The organism is Chryseobacterium potabilaquae (assembly GCF_902728265.1).
Classification (GTDB): Bacteria; Bacteroidota; Bacteroidia; order Flavobacteriales; family Weeksellaceae; genus Chryseobacterium; species Chryseobacterium potabilaquae.
Window position 1 is genome coordinate 17040 of sequence record NZ_CACVBR010000021.1, and the last position, 19124, is coordinate 36163.

Sequence of the window (19124 nt, forward strand, 5' to 3'; positions counted from 1 at the left end):
GATAATTAATTTGATTTTTCATTAAAAACATATAATTAAAAAAGAAAAATCCCTCAAATGGTATTCATTTGAGGGCTATATATCATCTAAAAATTAAATTATTTTTTAACAGAAACTTCTTTTTTTCCGCTTTGTAAAATCTTTTCTAGAATTCTTAAGGTTATCAGATAAGTTGGTTTTACTCCTGTAAGCCCAAGTCCTCCTGAAGAAAGAGTACTTCCTGTTTCCAATGGATTATCTGAAGCATAATAGGCATAACAAACAAATAAATCCGGCGAAATATGATGTCTTATTTTTGAAGCTACTTGAATTGCTTTCTGATAGTGCGCTCCCTCCATTTCAAGACCAATAGCCTTCCAAGAAGTATTCATGAAATAAGAAAGTATATCCCTGTTTTGAAGTGAAGTTCCCAATACCGTAATCATTGGTCCTTCAAATGCTTTCAATTCATCATCTTTAAAGTCTTCAAGCTTCAATGCATTTTCAAAAGGATAATTATCGGCTGTTCCTTCAAAAATATGAGAAGTAGGAATCATAATATCTCCTTTTCCCCCTGCAAGAATCCCTGCTTTTCCCATAATGGAAACAGATTTTACCTTCATCATATATACCTCTCCTTTTTGTTCGAAAGGCCTCAACAGTTCATCCATCACTTCAAACGCCTGTTCTCCAAAAGCATAATCAAATACCATAATTACATCATCTCCTCCATATTTGATATTAGCGAAAGGGGTATTCTTAAGATTTGTCTTGCTTAAATCAATAACCTGTACATCAATATTACTTCCACTTTTATCATCAATATAGATCATTCCTTCTTCTAAAGCATATTTAGAAACTTTATCCCGAAGGTCTTTTTTATCAGAGATTTCGCCATATAGTTTATAATCTACGTCTTTATGATCTTTTTTCTTTAATGCCTCATTTCCATATAGCATATTTTTCACAGAATGCATATTGGCAGAAATAATATGCAACGGACGCATATGAAGATTGTTTTCAAATAAAACTTCTTTCACTTTATTAGCCCATTTTTCACCGAAGTAATGATGTCCTACCCTTTCTTTCAATATTGCACTAAAGTGGATTTCTCTTTCCCTAGTCTGCTTTGCATCTTCTAAGCTTACTTTCCCTAGATTATAAATAATTTTAAATAAACGATCAGGATTATGATCATCTCCGAAAGTATTATACGCTCTCAATGTTTCATCAAATGTTCTTCCAATTAAAGAAGACAAATGAATTAGAGCCACTTCTTTTTCCTTTCTACTAAATTTCTTCTCTCCTTTTACTACCTCTTCAATAATCTTAAATGCACGTGTAGGTTTCCAATTTTCATCTTGTATAAAAGCTAAATTTCTAATTTTATCGGCTTCTATAAATAAAAATGTCAAATGTGTAAGAATATCATAAATTTCAGAACGCCCCAAAAGAACTTCAATATTCATCTGATGCTCATCAATTCTATAACAATTTCTTCTTCTCTTCTTAGGTACAATAGGTTCGAAACTCCCTTTATCAAAACCCTCATCTGACGTAAGATGAATAAAAGCACATTCTTCAATTCCTTCAGGCAGTCTGTCTAAAACATACATCAAACCATCTAATTCCAATTTATTAGGAATATTCATACTTCCATAAATCTCTGGATTGACTGTTTTCAACAAACTTCTGATACTCTCTCCCGAAACACCGGCAGGTTTAAAAAAACCTCTATAAAAGAGGTGTCTCATAGAAATATACAATCTTTCAATTGCTTCCGTTGTTTCTCTTGCTCTAGAATTTGTCATAAAATAAATTTCATACAAATATACAAAATCTCAACCCAACTTTATTTTAAGTATCATTTAACAAACCGTTTAACAATCCACTCATATATATAATAAAAACAAACACAACGATTAAAAAAATGCATTATTTAAACCAAAATCTACAAATCACCTAAATAAGCATTTCACATTAATTATAATATGAATATCTGTTAACATTTGATATATATCTACTTACTACATGATCTGATAAAAGATAATACGCCCATATCTGTATAGTATATAATACAAAAAAAATATAATTTATATGTACATTTTATGTATCTTTAAATGAATATTAAACTTTCCAAGAAATTATCTTTTCTAAAAGCTATCTTGAATAGGTATTATATTACCCCTTTATTAACTTCACAATAAAAAGTGAAGAAGCAACCCTCCAACCTTATTTTACAATAAAAAATCAAAACCAACCCCTTAAATTTTAGGGTAAAAATCATTTTAATTCATTTTTTTTGTAAATTTGCCCCATAAAAATCAAACCCAATATGTCAACCTTAAGATTCAAAGCCTTAGAAACATTACCTTTTAAAGATTTTAGAAGGGACAATTCCATTGAAATTCCTGCAAAATTATCAGAATTATTCTGCCAAAATGTTTTTTCGGAAGAAACAATGAGAGAGTATTTAACAAAAGAAGCATTTACTTCGATTTTAGATGCGATCAAAAAGGGTACTAAAATCCAAAGACACATTGCAGACCAAGTAGCCGTTGCTATGAAGGATTGGGCAATGAGCAAAGGAGTAACTCACTATACCCATTGGTTTCAACCCTTGACAGGCAGCACTGCAGAAAAACACGATTCTTTCTTCACTCCTATAGAAGGAGGAAGAGCTATCGAAAGATTCAGCGGAGGAATGTTGATTCAGCAAGAACCAGATGCATCTTCGTTTCCAAACGGAGGTATTAGAAACACTTTCGAAGCGAGAGGTTATACTGCTTGGGATCCAACTTCTCCAGCGTTTATCATGGGAACTACATTATGTATCCCTTCCATATTCATCTCCTATACAGGTGAAACTTTGGATTATAAAGCTCCTCTTTTAAGAGCCTTAAATGCTGTAGACGAAGCTGCTACCAATGTAATGCAGTATTTTGATAAAAACGTAACAAAAGTCACCCCTACTTTGGGCTGGGAACAAGAGTATTTCTTAGTTGACTCTGCATTATATCAATCCCGTCCGGACCTTGTTTTAACAGGTAAAACTTTATTAGGACATTCCCCAGCAAAAGGTCAACAACTTGATGATCATTATTTTGGTTCCATTCCTACCCGAGTGATGAATTTCATGAAAGAGTTGGAAATTGAGTGTATGAAAGTAGGTATTCCTGTAACAACGCGACACAATGAAGTGGCTCCAAACCAGTTTGAGCTAGCTCCTATGTTTGAAGAAGTAAATGTAGCAGTGGATCACAACTCTTTATTAATGGATATTATGGCTAGAGTTGCTCACAAACATCACTTTCATATTTTATTTCACGAAAAGCCATTTGCAGGAGTAAATGGAAGTGGAAAACATAATAACTGGTCTCTAGCAACCGATACCGGAGAAAATCTTTTGAGCCCAGGAAAAAATCCAAAGAAAAACTTACAGTTCTTAACATTCTTTGTTAATACTATTAAAGCTGTTCATGAATATGCTGATCTTTTAAGAGCAAGCATTGCATCGGCAAGTAACGACCATAGATTAGGTGCCAATGAAGCTCCTCCTGCAATAATCTCAGTATTCATAGGAAGTCAACTATTTAGAGTGTTAGAAGAACTTGAAAAGGTGACCAATGGAAAACTCTCTCCTGAAGAAAAAACAGAATTAAAACTCAATGTAGTAGGAAAAATTCCTGAAATACTTTTAGATAATACGGACAGAAATAGAACTTCTCCGTTCGCATTTACTGGAAACAAATTTGAAATCAGAGCTGTAGGTTCCTCTGCAAACTGTGCAGAATCTATGACAGTAATGAATACAATTGCTGCTAAACAATTAAATGATTTCAAAAAAGAAGTTGATGCTCTTATCGAAACAGGGCTGAAGAAAGACGAAGCCATCTTCAACGTATTGAGGGAATATATCAAACAGTGTAAAAATATCATGTTTGAGGGGGATGGATATTCAGATGATTGGGCGAAAGAAGCTAAAAAAAGAGGGCTGAATAATTTAAAAACTACCCCAGAAGCTCTTAAACAAGAAATGGATAAAAAGTTCTTAGACCTTTATGAAGAAATTGGAGTATTTACACACCGAGAAGTAGAAGCTAGAAACGAGATTAAACTAGAAAAATACTCTACAGTAATTGATATTGAAGCTAGGGTATTAAGTGATATTGCAAGAAATCATATCATTCCTTCTGCTTTAAATTATCAAAATAGATTGATAGAGAATGTAAAAGGTCTTAAAGAAATATTCGGAGATAAAGAATTCAAAACGTTAGCTAAAGAACAAATGAGTCTAATTGCTAACATCTCTGAAAATGTTTCAAAAATAAAATTAGGTGTTGAGGATCTTATCAAAGCTAGAGAAACAGCAAAAGCAATGTCTGACAGCCAAAAGCAAGCTGAAAACTATTGCAACAAAGTAAAACCATTATTTGATATAATCAGAGAAGCATCCGATGATTTGGAGATGATGGTAGATGATGAACTTTGGCCAATGACAAAATACAGAGAAATGTTATTTACGAAATAATATCTATAAAGTTCCATATTAGTTTAAGAGGTTGTCTTTTAAGGCAACCTCTTATTTTTTGATATGGTAAAATGAATATGATATGACTAAAACAAATGAACTATATGAATATTTTTTATTTATGGTTTTTAATAGAAGTATCATTCAATCCTTTATTTATAATAGACTATAAAGTAATTACATATACAATTTCTGAGTAATTTTTAATGTATATTAACAGAAAATAGATTGGGGCTATTAAATTAAAGACATCGACTAATAAAGGAAATACAATTTATTTTGTTAAAAAACCTTAATAAAAAAAAAGTCTATTTATCGAAAAATAAGGGATCGCGGTTTGTTTTTCTTTAACATATTTAATTTTTATGTTAAAATATGTTAAAAAGAAAACCTGATATTAATCATATAAAAGCTCTTTTAGGGGGAATACATATTTTTGTAAAGCTTTTGAAGAAAAGCACACTTTTAATACGGATAATTAATACATATGAAGAAAAGAGTTTTGTTTTATTTAGTTGCTTTAGTTACTACAGTTTCACTACAATCGTGTGCAACTAATTATGTAGTTTCTAAGCCAGCAACCTATTCTAAAGAGTACAAAACAGATGCCAAATTAGCCTTTATTGATAATAATAAAATGGAGCAAGATAAACAGCAGTTAATCAACTCATTTCTTGCTAAAAAGACATTATCTTTAACGAGTGTAAGAGATAATGCTAAAAATTCAGAGCTTGCTAAAGTTCTTAAACATGATAAAACAATTGACAATATATTAACAGAGGCAGAAACTTATATTGGAACTCCTTATAGATATGGAGGAACAACAAGAAGAGGGATAGATTGTTCTGCATTTGTACTTTCCGTATTCGGTGCAGCAGTTGGACTTAGCTTACCCCGAGTAGCGGCTTCACAAGCTCAAGAAGGTGAGAAAATTGCAAAAGAAGATCTTCAAAAAGGTGATTTGATTTTCTTTTCTCATGGTAGAAGAATTTCTCATGTTGGTATTGTAGAAGATGTATCTGAAAACGGTGAAGTAAAATTCATACATGCTGCTACTTCAAAAGGAGTGATGATTTCATCTCTTGATGATTCTTATTGGGGACCAAAATACAGATTTGGAAAAAGAATTATTAATGAAAATGGTGATTCTTATAATAACCTGGCTTTGACAGCTATAGCAACGACCCCCAAAGATGCTAGCTTTTAATTCTTAAATAATTGATTAATAAATAAAAATGAAGCCGTCAATATGTATATTGATGGTTTTTTGTTTTTTATAATTGGATTTAGCTGTTTTTATCAATTTCAATATCGAGCTTAGATAAAAGCCCGTAGACTTCAGAAAGTGAAAATTTGGCCTTTTTAAGCCTATTAGAAGTAGGATCGATAGAATAATTCATAGATGTTCTAAAATCTACTCTTTCAAGATTAGTACTGTCAAAAATAGCTCCTAGCAAATCACTGTTATCAAAAATAGAATTTGAAAGATCGCATTCGGCAAAATCTACTTCTATTAATTTCGAATTCTTAAATCTTGTTTTTTTAATCGAAGTTTTATAGAATGTGGAATTATTTAAAATACACCCCTCAAATTCAAAAGACAAACCAAATTCATGACAGTCATAAAAATGTAAACCAAGCATTTTACAATCTTTAAAAACCACTTCTCGAAAAGCCGTTTTCAAGAGTTTCACCATACTCAAATTACATTCTATAAATTCACAATGGGTAAAATTAAATCCCGAAAGATTAGAATATTCAAAATTACATCTTCTAAAAATGCACTGATTATACTCAAGCCTTTCCAATGGATGCTGAGTAAAGTCTATATTTTCAAATACTTGATCTGTGATAAAAGTTGGTTTCATTGAGGTAATTTAGGTAGTCAAAATTAATTACTTATTTCGTATGACACGGTCAATCATTAACATCCCCATATCTATAATTTTGGTTTTACAAAAATAGACAAAGTATAATTGAATATACTTCATAAAAATCTTATTTCAACAATAAATTTATTCCAATTAAATAACACCAACTGTTGAAATATGTTATATAATGAATAGTTAAATAGAAAAATTTAAAGATTTATTCATATTCAAGAAAATTTTGAATGATATCTTCAAATAAAAATAATATGTCAAAAATTAACCGACGTCGTTTTTTGAAAAGCACAATGCTTGCTGCGGGCGGAATTTTTCTCGCCCCCCTTCTCGAAAGTTGTAATGATGATATGATAGAGGAACTTGTACCCGCTCCACCAGGTTTACAAACAAAAAATTTTGATTCCGGAGTGGCAAGTTTCGATCCCACAGAGAATAGCGTGATAATATGGACAAGATATGAATCTGTAGGAGAAATCACCTATGAGATAGCCTCAGATATTAAATTTACAAATATAATTCGTCAGGGAAAAGTGACCACTAATTTAAGTACAGATTTTACCATTGCAATTGATATTCAAGACTTACCTTCAAATAAAAAATGGTATTATCGTTTTTATAATATTACAGCTAATGAAACTTCAGCAATCGGTGAGACCATTACTTTACCTTCAAAATCGGATTCAGTTAATGAAATCAAACTTGCAGTAGCTTCGTGTGCTAATTTTCCGGCTGGATTCTTCAATGTATATAAAGAAATTGCAAACAGTGATGTCGATGTGGTAATCCATCTTGGGGATTATATTTACGAATATGCCCCAGGTGAGTATGGCACGAACCAGTACACGTCTGCCCATAACAGAACTCATAAACCGAATAAAGAACTTATTACCCTTTCAGATTATAGGGAACGCTATCGACAATACAGGAGTGATATCAACCTTCAGCTAGCACATCAAAAAAAGCCTTTTATTTGCGTTTGGGATGATCATGAAATTGCCAATGATGCTTGGCAACATGGAGCGGGAAATCACCAGCCCAATGAAGGCTCCTTTGAGATTAGGAAAACGAACGCTTTACAAGCTTACAGTGAATACATTCCATTAAAAACGGGTAAAGATGTAAAGATTTATAGAAGTTTTGATTTTGGAAATATTCTCTCTCTCCATATGCTGGACACAAGAATTATTGCTCGAGATAAACAACTTGACTATGCTAATTATTTTACACCAGCAGGGTTTAATAACAATGCCTTTGAGACAGATTTAACGAATCCCAACAGAAAAATGTTAGGAGATGAACAGATTGGGTGGTTACAACAAAAACTAAATGAAAGTACTTCAAAATGGCAGGTTTTGGGGCAACAAGTTTTAATGACCAAAATGTTGATTCCGGTAGAAATGCTAATGCTTGTCAATCAAATTCAGACAGAAGTCGGAATGTACGGAAACGCATTACCCCAAACAATAGCAACCTTACAAACTTCCCTCCTACAATTGGTAAACATCAAAATCCGAATTAAGCTTAATGACCCAACACTTACAGCAGCAGAAATAGCAAGGGTAAAAAACGTTTTACCGTATAGCTTGGATGCTTGGGACGGTTATCCAATGGAAAGGGAAATATTATTCGCGCATTTACATGGCAAAAATGTAATTACACTGGCCGGGGATTCACACAACAGTTGGTTTGGGGCTATGAAAGACGCTCAAGGTGGTACTATTGGAAAAGAACTCGCAACAAGCTCAATATCTTCTCCCGGGATGGAAAACTATCTTGGGACTAATCCTTCAGATACAACACAGGCAATCCAACTGGCAGGAGCATTACAAATTTTAGTTGATGATTTAGAATATGCGAATCTATATAGAAGAGGCTATTTATATACAAAATTCAACACTACAAATATTAATGCAGAGTGGAGATATGTTGACACCGTTTTTTCTGAAATTTACTCTACATATACCGAAAAAAACATCGTTATATAATTCTTAGGTAAAAGCTTCTCTAAAATGTCTCCATTCTTCGATTTTGATAGACTGGAGACATTTCATCCTATTAGAAACAAAATAAAGATCTATGCTCTCTTTTTAGAAAAAAATGAAGTAATAGTAAAAGCTAAGAAAGAGGGTAAAACCCATTCCAAACTATGCTTTACTAAAGGAAGACTATCTTTTAGAGAAGTCATAAAACTTTCTGCAATACCATAATGTTGGAATATCGAAAGCGAAGATACCAAAGCACTTGTAATAACAGCAGCCACATAAGGAGCCTTAGACTTAATAATTTTCTCGAAGAAAATTAAATATATGATGAGAGTAAAAACAATCGGATATACAAAACCTAATAATATTCCAGCATAGTTGATGATTTCGTCTACACCTTTCACTGAAAGTATAGCGGAAAGTAGACAACAGAAAATAACATTGATTTTATAAGAAGATATTCCCTTTGTAATTTTTTCCATAAAAGTAGCAAAAGCTGAAGTTAAAGCAATTGCTGTTGTTAAGCATGCAAGAGCTATAGCCAATGAAATTATATAGGTTCCAGACTTTCCTAATATAGAATTGGAGATGTGTAATAGAAGTTTGGATCGAGATAAATCCTCCGTTACCGGATATCCTGAAGTAGCTCCCAAATAAACAAGCCCCCCATAAATAATCAACAAACAAAATGCAGCAATTAATCCTGCCATAGTGGTCATTTTAACTCTTTGATTAACTTGTGTAAATCCTTTTTCTGTAATAGTAGTAATAATAATTCCAGCAAAAATCACAGCGCCAAGCACATCCATAGTTTGATATCCTTCATGGAAACCTAGCGCGAAACTATCCACAGGACTAAGAGATGAAATTTCTAGAACATGTGATACATTGACAATACCCACAATTATTAAAATTAGTAATAGTAATATAATAACTGGAGTAAGGTATTTCCCAATAATATCAACAATTTTGCTCGGCGAAATGGCAAGAAAACCAGTTATCCCGAAAAATAGCACAGCACTAATAATGGGTGAAATATCCGGAAAGATGGGTTGTAATCCTATCTCAAATGTTGTAGCCCCAGTACGTGGGATTGCGATCAAAGGTCCAATAAACCAAATGATAATAAATGCAAGTAACGTTATCATTTTCTTATTAACCCGCTTCCCAATATCTGTAAAATTATGTCCAATTTGCACAACAGCAATTAAACTGATTAGGGGGAAAATAATTCCAGTGATAATAAAGCCTATAATAGCATAAAAAAATTCTGATCCTGATTTTATTCCAATAAAAGGCGGTAAAATAAGATTGCCAGCACCAAAAAACATGGCAAAAAGTGCAAATCCTAGAGTAATAATAGTATAATTGTTGTTTTTCATCACTGGGTTTCTTTTATGATAAGCGAGAAAATAAATTTCTGAATGCAAATTTATGAAAAATAAAATTTTATTAAATTGCTGTATTTTAACACATAACAACATTATAGTTATTTGTAAAATTTATCCAATCAAACTTTTTAAAATATAATATCCTTTTGCTATAATAAAAAACCAGCCAAGAGACAGTGAAAAAACTCAGAATTAAGAATAAAATTCAGCATAAGGATAAAACAAAATATGTACCTGTTAGGACAATCTATGATTTTAATCATATCATAAAGTAAAGAAGAACAGAAAATGGCCAAAACTCTCCAATAATCATATTAAAAAAATATTCCTCATTAAAAAATATGAATAAAATTATAAACGAGCTTTTAACGATAATTTGAAATTTAACATCATATGGGGAGATACATTCCCTTATACCAAACTATTCTTATCTGAATAATTTAATTTAAAGAAAATAAAAGTCATAATGGAAAACGCCAATAAAGAACTCCCTCCATAACTAAAATAAGGCAACGGAATTCCTACTGTGGGAAAAAGCCCCATAACCATCCCTAAATTAATAGAAAAGTGCATTAATAATATAGATGCAAAGCAATATCCAAAAACCCTATTAAAAGAAGATTTTTGTTGTTCTGCAAGATAATAAATTCGTCCTATGTATATCACATAACAAAATACTAAAATAGCACTGCCCATAAATCCCCATTCTTCACCTACCGTACAGAAGATATAATCAGTTTCCTGTTCCGGAACAAATTTACCTTGGGTAACAGATCCTTCCCGATAACCTTTTCCCAATAATCCTCCGGATCCAATTGCTGTTTTTGAATACAATAAATTATATCCTGAAGTATCTCTAAATGCTTTTTCTCCTTTATAAAGAACTTCTATTCTTTCTCGTTGATGTTTTGGTAATTTTTCCAGAATATAAGGTGATCCAAAAGCCAATCCACTAAGTATTAAAATTGAACCTACAATACTAGAAATAGAAATCACATTCCATGACATTTTATAATAATTCATCACAATCCAACCTCCAGAAATAATTAAAATCGTAATTACTACATATAAAGGAGGAATTGCTAAAGATATCAGAAAGACTCCGGCAAAAATAAAACCAACCCCAAATAACCATCCATTTAGCCCTTCCCTATATAGTGCAATAAAAAATGCAATGAAAACAAGCATAGAACCCACATCAGGTATAGCAAGTACAACAGCTGCAGGAATTCCCACTATTGCTAAAGTGGTCAAAAGAGATTTTCTATTATTTAAATTAAATTCGGGACCAGACACATAATTTGCTAGCATAAGCGCCGTTCCCATTTTTGCAAACTCCACGGGTTGCATGGTAAAACTGCCAAACTTATACCAGTTTTTTTGCCCTAAAATCTCTTTCCCAAACGGAAAAAGTCCCAGAAGTAATAATACCCCCCCTATATATATTATAGCAGCCATATTTTCAAAAAACTTACTTCTGCCTATAAAAATAATAAATCCGACAAATAAAGAAATACAGAAAAAAATCAACTGTTTTTCTCCTAACTTAGGATTTACGCTGTATATATTCGCAATTGCAAAAATACAAAGCGATAAATATAGCCCTAATCCTAATTTATCTATTCCTTCAGACCATCTCATTATTTCATAGGTTTGGTATTCTTACTATTCTTAACTTCCTCATCGATCTTTTTTTGTAATTTTATTTTTTGTTCTTTGATAAAGTTTAAGCTATCTTGTATTTTTTTCAGTTTAATCGAATCTGGCTTGGGGTCTACATATAATCCTTTTCTTTTTAAATCAGCAACCCACTGTCTTTTATACTCAGGCATAAAACTTGAAGTAATCATCTTCTTATATAGATTTTCTCGTTTTACATCTCCGGTAATATATTTTTCAGCTATTACAGTACAGGCAGGCCCAGCCCAAGTTGCACCAAAACCCGCATGCTCCATTACCGCAACAACAACAATTTTAGGTTTATCCGCAGGAGCAATTAACACAAAAATAGAATTATCCTTCCCTTGAGGAACCTGAGCTGTCCCCGTTTTTGCTAATTGGGTAAAATCATTTGACTTCAATCCATGGGCGGTACCTCTTAATATTACAGCCTCCATCCCTTTTAAAACAGGTTCAAAATGCTTAGGATCGACTAATGTTTTATGTTTCTTTTTAAATCTTGGATCAGGATTAGGTTTACCATCAATAGATTTAACAATATGAGGCGTATAATACCATCCTTTGTTAGCAATAGCTGAAACATAATTCGCTAATTGTAAAGGCGTAATCATTACATCTCCTTGTCCCATACCATTAAAAACAGCTCCAGTCGCTAAAGGGTCCCAGTTTTTATAGTCTTTTTTACCACTATATTTATTGAGACTTTTTTGTCTTTTTTCATAAAACTCACCAGAAGGGATTCTCCCTTTTGCTCCGGAAGCCAAATCGTTATTTAAAAATTCTCCTACTCCAAAGCTATTCATAATTTCTTTCCATTCATCGACTCCTTTAGAAGGATTACCCGGATATTTATTTAGAATAGCCAAATATGCATAAGAAAAATAACAATTACTAGACACTTGTATAGCAGGTATCAATGGATCAGCGCCTCCATGCCCTTTAATCCTTAATCCCCTATAATTAAAACCTCCTCCACATGGAAAAACTGTATTCTCCGTCATTACTCCCATCTGCATAGCTGACAATGCCGTTAAAAGTTTAAAAGTAGAACCAGGAGGATACGCTGCCTGAACAGATCGATCAAAAGTTGGTTTATTTTCGTAGAGAGTATCTTTTGATAATGCATATAAATTTTTAGATTTATTAGGACCTGTAAATAAATTAGGATCTATATCCGGTCCTGATGCCAAAGTTAAAATTTCACCATTATTTGGGTCCATAGCCACAATAGCACCATGCTTATTGACAAGCATTTCCTCAGCCATACGCTGGAGATCATAATCAATGGTTAACGTTATATCTTTACCCGTAATTACATCCCTGTCTAAAATTCCATTTTTATAAGAACCAATATTTCGAAGCTTAATATCTTTTTGAATATACTTCATCCCTTTTACCCCCCGGAGTTCTTTTTCATAAGATTTTTCTACCCCTTTTTTTCCAATAAAATCACCCGGAAGATAATAAGTAGAATCCTTTTTAATTTCCTTTTCATTTACCTCACTTGTATATCCCAAAAGGTTTCCGGAAGTAAAAACTTCGTATTGTCGTTGAGGTCTAGAAACAATATTAAATGCAGGATATTTAAAAATAATTTCTTGTACTCTCGCAATATCTTCTCTGCTTAAGTCCTTCATGAAAGTCATAGGAGTAAGCTTAGAATAATATTTTTCTTTTTTTATTTTAGTAATTCTATTAATAAAATCAGATTTCGTAATTTTCATCAAATTACAAAAAGCTAGCGTATCAAAACCTCCTTTCATCAACGCTTGTGTAAATGAGATCTCATAAGCAGGTTGGTTACCTACCATGATCTTCCCATTCCTATCAAAAATAACTCCTCTTTGAGGTATTATGTACTCAATTTTAATAGATGTATTAGCTGCATTTAAGGCATAACGATCGGTGAACAATTGCAAATAAGAAAGCCTCGCCACGAAAGTTAAAGCGATAATAAGTAAAACAGAAAGGATTTTTAAATGACGTGTATTCAAACTTTTTGTTTGATTTTAAATATTAATGCATAAATAACTATAAATATAAATGAAATTATGCTTGTCACCAATACATTAACTAATATTTCAAAAAATCTACTAAACTTAAAGAACTCTATATATTGTACTGAAAGTTGGTGCAAAAAAATACTTGAAAATAAAAACAGTAAAAATTGTACCCATTGTAAAGACTGAAATGAAAAAAAATCGGTAGATGTATCAGTAGATGTTCTAAAAATTAAAGTCCTGAAATAGGCAATTAAGGTGGTTGCAAAAGCATTAATTCCCCATGAGTAAAGAAATGCATCAACCGATAATCCAATTAAAAAACTTAAAGCTAAAAATTGAAATTTATTTCTAAAAAAAGGATAAAACATGACAAATACAGGGTATAATACCGGAGTATATTTCCCAAAAATAGTGATCCTGTTCAATACAAAAATCTGTAATGCCACAAGAAAAACCATTATTAATATGTCGGTGACTAATGTTCTACTAATCATTTTCCTTTTTTATTACAGCTTGCATTGTATCTTGAATTTTCTGTACTTCAGCCTTCTTAAGATTTTTTACTACATATACTTTATGTAAAGCTCCCATCTTTTCACTTAATTCTACTGATATATCCCAAAAACCGGTTTTATGATCTACAGAGTATCCCGCAATCGTTCCAATCATTACCCCTTTCGGGAAAATAGCAGATTTCCCATCAGTAACAACAGTATCTCCAATTTTCAAAGCTACATACTTTGGAATATCAGCTAAATGCATCACTCTGGAATTATCGCCATTCCACGTTAAAGTACCAAAATAACCTGAATTTTTAAGGGAAGCATTAATTCTAATTCTATTTACACTTAAAATAGATTGAACTAACGCATAGCCATCAGTTGAATTAATAACAATACCTGCAATACCTCTTGGAGCCATCACACCCATTTGTGGTAAGACACCATCCCTTTTACCTCGATTTATTGTAAAGTAATTATTTCTTCTATTAATACTATTAAAAACAATTTCTCCATCAACAAAAGTGTATATCTGTCCACCCCCCAAGGTATCGTGTACCTTTCGGAAAACAGGATTTTGTGCACCTTGCTTACCATATAACTCAAGCATAAGAGCCTTGTTTTGTATCACAAGATCTTCATTTATTTGCTTTAATTTAAGATAAGAAACTCCTTCATCAATATACCCGGAAACCCAAGAATTAAATGCTGCTGTCTGTCCTGCTAGCCAAGACTTTTGCATTGCATTTTTAGAAAATATGAAAATTAAAGCAAGTATTTGCAGAAATATAAAGAATACAAAGAAAGCATTCTTTGAAAATAATCTCAGCAAAAATCCCATTCAGATATATAGTCGTAAAAAGTTATAATTATTTAATCAAGAAATTGAACTTATCCATATTTTTAAGGGCAATTCCTGTTCCACGAACTACTGCTCTCAAAGGATCTTCTGCCACAAATACAGGAAGGCCTGTTTTTTTATGTATTCTGTCAGCCAGTCCTCTTAATAAGGCACCTCCTCCAGCAAGATAAATTCCCGTTTTATAAATATCAGCAGCCAATTCAGGAGGAGTCAAGGAAAGAGTTTCCATTACAGCATCTTCAATTCTAATAATTGATTTATCTAATGCTCTGGCAATTTCTTTGTATCCTACCATAATTTCTTTTGGCTTCCCTGTTATTAAGTCTCTACCCTGAACCGGAATATCTTCAATATCAACGTCCAGGTCTTCAACTGCCGAACCAACTTCAATCTTGATTCTTTCTGCAGTTCTTTCTCCAATATATAAATTGTGATGAGTCCTTAAGTAATAAGCAATATCATTTGTAAACACATCACCAGCAATTTTCACTGATTTATCACAAACAATACCACCTAAAGCAACAACAGCAATTTCTGTAGTTCCTCCCCCTATATCAATAATCATGTTACCTTCAGGTTTTTGAACATCAATTCCAACCCCTATTGCCGCAGCCATTGGCTCATAAATCAACCTGACCTCTTTTGCATTTACCTTTTGAGCAGAATCTCTTACTGCTCTTTTTTCTACTTCAGTAATTCCTGAAGGAATACAAATAACAATCCTTAATGCAGGTTGAATAAACTTACCTTTAATCCCCGGAATCTTTTTGATAAATTCCTTGATCATATGCTCAGAAGCATGAAAATCAGCAATTACACCATCTTTTAGAGGCCTAATTGTTTTAATATCTTCGTGAGTTTTACCCTGCATATGTTTCGCTTGCTCACCCACAGCTATCGGCCTACCCGTAGAGCGTTCAATTGCAACAATTGACGGTTGATCTATAACAATTTTATTATTATGGATGATAAGGGTATTGGCAGTACCTAAGTCTATCGCAATTTCCTGCGTAAACATGTCGAATAAACTCATATTTTCCTTTAGATTTTTAAAGATTTACAAAGATATAAATTTAACACTATCGAAGAAATTTCACAAGCATATAATTTGGTTAAAATTTGGTTAAAATTTATAATATCTTATTAAATTTAAATATAAACATTTACAAACTTCTGCAACCATTTAAATCCAATAAATCATTATATTAACACTCTAAAAACAAGAATAGAAAGCATAAACTACTATTTCATCAAAATCATGCTTGCCTTCAAAAGCAATTTTATTTTCAGTTAAGATAATCATTTTTTATTTTCCAAATAGTTTTTTACGATTATCATCATATACATTATCAGAAGGCGGTTTATGAAAAAAAATGTAAATTTGCCATTGCTTATGTTACAGTGTTCTAATATACATCAGACGTCAAACTTTGCCGTACTTTCTATAAGCTATGAAAAGGCAGATGTAGAAACAAGAGGCAAGTTTGCTTTTTTTGACGAAAATATAAAAAATTTCGTTACCCGAATTCATGATGAAAATTTAGGGGATGCTTTTGTAGTCTCTACATGCAACAGAACAGAAATTTATACCACATCCTCTAATTATCTTTTGGTTGCAGAAGAATACTGTAAAACGATTGGTGTGAATATTATGGACTTCCTTCAATTTGCTAATATTATTACCAAAGAAGAAGGGCTAGCACATCTATTCAGAGTAGCAGCGGGACTGGAAAGCCAAATAATTGGAGATTTTGAAATCATCGGGCAAATTAAAAAAGCATATAATCGCTTCAAAAAAGAGAGAAAGAATTCTAACCCATATCTTGAAAGAGCAATTAATTCGGCCATCCAGATTTCAAAAAGAATCAAAAACGAAACAGGCATTTCTAATGGAGCAGCTTCAGTTTCTTATGCAGCTGTTCATTATATTTTAAATAATCAAAAAAGAATTACAGAAAAAAATATACTTCTTCTTGGAGTGGGAGAAATTGGACAAAATACTGTTGAAAATTTAGTTAAACATGTATACCAACCTAAAATAAAAATCGCTAACAGAACCCAAGAGAAAGCTGAAAAAATTTCAGAAAAATATCATATCCCCCATATCGATTATTCTGATTTTGATAAAGAATTAGAAAATACAGATATCCTTATTGTAGCAACTGGAGCAAAGCATCCAATTGTTAATAAATCTCATTTCCCTAATGGAAAGAAAACTTTAGTGATCGACTTATCAATTCCTCATAATGTAGAAAAAGAGGTTTCTGAAAATGAAAACATAACGTTGATTGACGTGGATGAGCTTTCAAAACAAATCCAAGAAACAATCCAACAAAGAGAAAAGGAAATTCCTAAAGCAGAAAAAATCATTAAGGAATTAACAAAAGATTTTCTCGAATGGGAAAAAAAGAGGAAATTAGCTCCCAATATTCATCATTTCAAGGCGGTATTAAAGAACATGGAACGTAATGAAATGCACAATTTTTACAAAAAAAATAAATACATAAACATCACGGACATGGAGCTTTCCGATAAAATGATTCAGAAAATCACCAATCGTTTCGCAAAATTTATCATTGATAATCCTTTAAAAGCCGAAGAAATTAGTAAATTAATGCACGAAATATTAGTTGAACAACCAAACAACGAATTCAATGAAAAGCATTAGAATCGGAACCAGAAATTCCGCACTTGCACTTTGGCAGGCTAAAGAAGTAGCAAAACTCCTTCAAAACAATAATCAATTAACAGAAATTGTTCCTATTGTTTCCTCTGGTGATAAAAACCTTAATCAGCCTCTTTATTCTTTAGGAATTACTGGTGTATTTACAAGAGACCTTGATATCGCTCTCCTAAATGATGAGATTGACATTGCTGTACATTCATTAAAAGATGTTCCCACTCAACTACCTCAACATATTGAACTGGTTACTTATCTAGAGAGGGATTTTCCTCAAGATATTTTAATAAGAAAAGAATCTGCAAAAAATAAAGAGCTTCACGAATTAAAATTAGCAACCAGTAGCCTAAGAAGAAGAGCGTTTTGGTTAAAAGCATTCCCCAATGCCAAATTTTCTGATATCCGTGGAAATATCCAAACGCGTCTACAAAAATTAGAAGAAGGTGACTTTGATGCCACCATTCTATCTTTAGCCGGAATTAAAAGAATGAAAATGGATATTGAATACGAAATGCTACCATTTTTAATTCCTGCTCCTTCACAAGGAGTAATTGCCGTTGCAGGACATTCTGATAAAAATGAAATCAATGAGATATTGCGAAATCTCACCCATAAATCCACTCAAATATGCGTGGAAATTGAAAGAAATTTTTTGAAAACATTAGAAGGAGGTTGTACAGCTCCTATTGGAGCATTCGCTGAAATCATTGAAAATCAAGTTCGATTCAAAGCAGCACTTTGTTCATTGGATGGCAAAAATTGTATTTCAGCAGAGGAAAGTTTTGAATATAATGAGGAGGAGAATTTTGGAAAAAAATTCGCAAAAATTATTCTTGAAAATGGAGGCAAAGAATTAATGACAGAAATTAAGAACCATCTTTAATTTTTATTTTTAATATTCTACCCAAAATATATGAGAATCTTATTTACCAAAAATATAGACAAGGCCATTATATCCAAAGAATTAGGAGAGAATATTTTGGTGGATTGTATTAAGGTAATCCAGATTAATCATCTTACAATACACCCTTTTGACCTAAAAAACTATTCTTTAATTTTCACAAGTGTAAGTGGTGTTGTTTCATTTTTTAAGAACCACTTTATTCCAAACGAAGATTTCACCGCAAAAAATTACAATAAAATTTATTGTGTGGGAGAAAAAACAAAATATGAATTACGAAAACATGGTTTTGGGACATTCAAGATACTAAGAAATGCTGAAGCACTTTCAAGTTTCATTATAGAACATTGCCAACATGAAAGGTTTTTACATTTTTGTAGTAATTTAGCATTGAATATTCTTGATCAAAACCTTCCGTTGCAAAATATTGATTATAAAAAAATAGTAATTTATCATACGGAAGAAATCAATCCTGTGATTAATGAAAAATATGATGCAGTTGTTTTTTTTAGTCCAAGTGGAGTTCGTAGCTTTGCAAAACACAATTCTTTTAATGATATAAAACTTTTTTCAATAGGAAAAACCACATCTAATGAGCTAGAAAATTATACTTCTCAAGAAATTTTCACTTCTCAGGAAAATAATTTATTTTCCGTATTGAATTTGATAAAAAAAAGGATTTAAACAAAGATTGATAAATTTAATTTGTCCTGAGGGGCAATGTGAGTC

At 32.1% G+C, this 19124-nt stretch carries 14 protein-coding genes; 6 read left to right on the forward strand and 8 right to left on the reverse strand.

The window, feature by feature from the left end; all coding sequences use genetic code 11:
- Positions 1-98: 98 nt before the first annotated feature.
- Positions 99-1790: a DUF6909 family protein gene (locus CHRY9293_RS11690; RefSeq protein ID WP_162033144.1), complete on the reverse strand. Its 1692-nt coding sequence runs from the start codon at positions 1788-1790 to the stop codon at positions 99-101.
- A gap of 524 nt (positions 1791-2314) precedes the next feature.
- Between CHRY9293_RS11690 and CHRY9293_RS11695 the strand changes: the two genes are divergently transcribed.
- Both CHRY9293_RS11695 and CHRY9293_RS11700 read left to right on the forward strand, forming a co-directional pair.
- Entirely contained in the window at positions 2315-4510 is a 2196-nt protein-coding gene (locus CHRY9293_RS11695; RefSeq protein ID WP_162033145.1) for a glutamine synthetase III family protein, read from the forward strand.
- 487 nt (positions 4511-4997) lie between these two features.
- The gene (locus CHRY9293_RS11700; RefSeq protein WP_162033146.1) at positions 4998-5717 is read left to right on the forward strand and encodes a C40 family peptidase; all 720 of its coding nucleotides are present in this window, start codon (positions 4998-5000) and stop codon (positions 5715-5717) included.
- 79 nt (positions 5718-5796) lie between these two features.
- On the opposite strand, the gene CHRY9293_RS11705 is transcribed toward CHRY9293_RS11700, so the two are convergent.
- A complete protein-coding gene (locus CHRY9293_RS11705; protein ID WP_162033147.1) occupies positions 5797-6378 on the reverse strand; it encodes a pentapeptide repeat-containing protein in 582 nt (193 codons plus the stop codon).
- Positions 6379-6647: 269 nt separating this feature from the next.
- Between CHRY9293_RS11705 and CHRY9293_RS11710 the strand changes: the two genes are divergently transcribed.
- Entirely contained in the window at positions 6648-8381 is a 1734-nt protein-coding gene (locus tag CHRY9293_RS11710; protein ID WP_162033148.1) for an alkaline phosphatase D family protein, read from the forward strand.
- Between the two features lie 89 nt (positions 8382-8470).
- Here CHRY9293_RS11710 and brnQ read toward each other — a convergent pair whose 3' ends face one another.
- From brnQ to CHRY9293_RS11740, 6 genes are all read right to left on the reverse strand, one after another.
- Positions 8471-9760, reverse strand: a complete 1290-nt coding sequence (gene brnQ, locus CHRY9293_RS11715) for a branched-chain amino acid transport system II carrier protein (protein ID WP_162033149.1) — start codon at positions 9758-9760, stop codon at positions 8471-8473.
- A gap of 420 nt (positions 9761-10180) precedes the next feature.
- Positions 10181-11410, reverse strand: coding sequence for a rod shape-determining protein RodA (gene rodA / locus CHRY9293_RS11720; protein ID WP_162033150.1), 1230 nt, complete (start codon positions 11408-11410; stop codon positions 10181-10183).
- Complete coding sequence (locus CHRY9293_RS11725) at positions 11410-13443, reverse strand: peptidoglycan D,D-transpeptidase FtsI family protein (RefSeq protein WP_162033151.1); 2034 nt, start codon at positions 13441-13443, stop codon at positions 11410-11412. Before CHRY9293_RS11725 ends, rodA begins: the two co-directional genes overlap by 1 nt.
- Positions 13440-13946 (reverse strand): rod shape-determining protein MreD, encoded by a 507-nt coding sequence (locus CHRY9293_RS18720; protein ID WP_122545738.1) that lies wholly within the window; start codon positions 13944-13946, stop codon positions 13440-13442. The genes CHRY9293_RS11725 and CHRY9293_RS18720 overlap by 4 nt, the downstream gene beginning before the upstream one ends.
- Positions 13939-14793 carry a rod shape-determining protein MreC gene (gene mreC / locus CHRY9293_RS11735; protein ID WP_122545737.1) on the reverse strand — a complete coding sequence of 285 codons (855 nt, stop codon included), beginning with the start codon at positions 14791-14793 and terminating at the stop codon, positions 13939-13941. Before mreC ends, CHRY9293_RS18720 begins: the two co-directional genes overlap by 8 nt.
- Before the next feature lie 28 nt (positions 14794-14821).
- The gene (locus tag CHRY9293_RS11740) at positions 14822-15847 is read right to left on the reverse strand and encodes a rod shape-determining protein (RefSeq protein WP_122545736.1); all 1026 of its coding nucleotides are present in this window, start codon (positions 15845-15847) and stop codon (positions 14822-14824) included.
- 360 nt (positions 15848-16207) lie between these two features.
- Between CHRY9293_RS11740 and hemA the strand changes: the two genes are divergently transcribed.
- From hemA to CHRY9293_RS11755, 3 genes are read left to right on the forward strand one after another with little or no spacing between them, the layout of a single operon-like run.
- Positions 16208-17482 carry a glutamyl-tRNA reductase gene (gene hemA / locus CHRY9293_RS11745; RefSeq protein ID WP_162033178.1) on the forward strand — a complete coding sequence of 425 codons (1275 nt, stop codon included), beginning with the start codon at positions 16208-16210 and terminating at the stop codon, positions 17480-17482.
- Entirely contained in the window at positions 17469-18377 is a 909-nt protein-coding gene (gene hemC / locus CHRY9293_RS11750; RefSeq protein ID WP_162033152.1) for a hydroxymethylbilane synthase, read from the forward strand. Before hemA ends, hemC begins: the two co-directional genes overlap by 14 nt.
- A gap of 30 nt (positions 18378-18407) precedes the next feature.
- The gene (locus CHRY9293_RS11755) at positions 18408-19079 is read left to right on the forward strand and encodes a uroporphyrinogen-III synthase (protein WP_162033153.1); all 672 of its coding nucleotides are present in this window, start codon (positions 18408-18410) and stop codon (positions 19077-19079) included.
- Positions 19080-19124 lie beyond the last annotated feature (45 nt).

Excerpts from the sequence above, each read along its gene's own strand:
- CHRY9293_RS11710 (WP_162033148.1), top strand. The coding sequence starts at position 6,648 with ATGTCAAAAATTAACCGACGTCGTTTTTTGAAAAGCACAATGCTTGCT.
- CHRY9293_RS11740 (WP_122545736.1), bottom strand. The coding sequence starts at position 15,847 with ATGAGTTTATTCGACATGTTTACGCAGGAAATTGCGATAGACTTAGGT.
- brnQ (WP_162033149.1), bottom strand. The coding sequence starts at position 9,760 with ATGAAAAACAACAATTATACTATTATTACTCTAGGATTTGCACTTTTT.
- CHRY9293_RS11755 (WP_162033153.1), top strand. The coding sequence starts at position 18,408 with ATGAGAATCTTATTTACCAAAAATATAGACAAGGCCATTATATCCAAA.
- mreC (WP_122545737.1), bottom strand. The coding sequence starts at position 14,793 with ATGGGATTTTTGCTGAGATTATTTTCAAAGAATGCTTTCTTTGTATTC.
- CHRY9293_RS11705 (WP_162033147.1), bottom strand. The coding sequence starts at position 6,378 with ATGAAACCAACTTTTATCACAGATCAAGTATTTGAAAATATAGACTTT.
- CHRY9293_RS11700 (WP_162033146.1), top strand. The coding sequence starts at position 4,998 with ATGAAGAAAAGAGTTTTGTTTTATTTAGTTGCTTTAGTTACTACAGTT.
- CHRY9293_RS11695 (WP_162033145.1), top strand. The coding sequence starts at position 2,315 with ATGTCAACCTTAAGATTCAAAGCCTTAGAAACATTACCTTTTAAAGAT.
- rodA (WP_162033150.1), bottom strand. The coding sequence starts at position 11,410 with ATGAGATGGTCTGAAGGAATAGATAAATTAGGATTAGGGCTATATTTA.
- CHRY9293_RS11690 (WP_162033144.1), bottom strand. The coding sequence starts at position 1,790 with ATGACAAATTCTAGAGCAAGAGAAACAACGGAAGCAATTGAAAGATTG.
- hemC (WP_162033152.1), top strand. The coding sequence starts at position 17,469 with ATGAAAAGCATTAGAATCGGAACCAGAAATTCCGCACTTGCACTTTGG.
- CHRY9293_RS18720 (WP_122545738.1), bottom strand. The coding sequence starts at position 13,946 with ATGATTAGTAGAACATTAGTCACCGACATATTAATAATGGTTTTTCTT.
- hemA (WP_162033178.1), top strand. The coding sequence starts at position 16,208 with ATGTTACAGTGTTCTAATATACATCAGACGTCAAACTTTGCCGTACTT.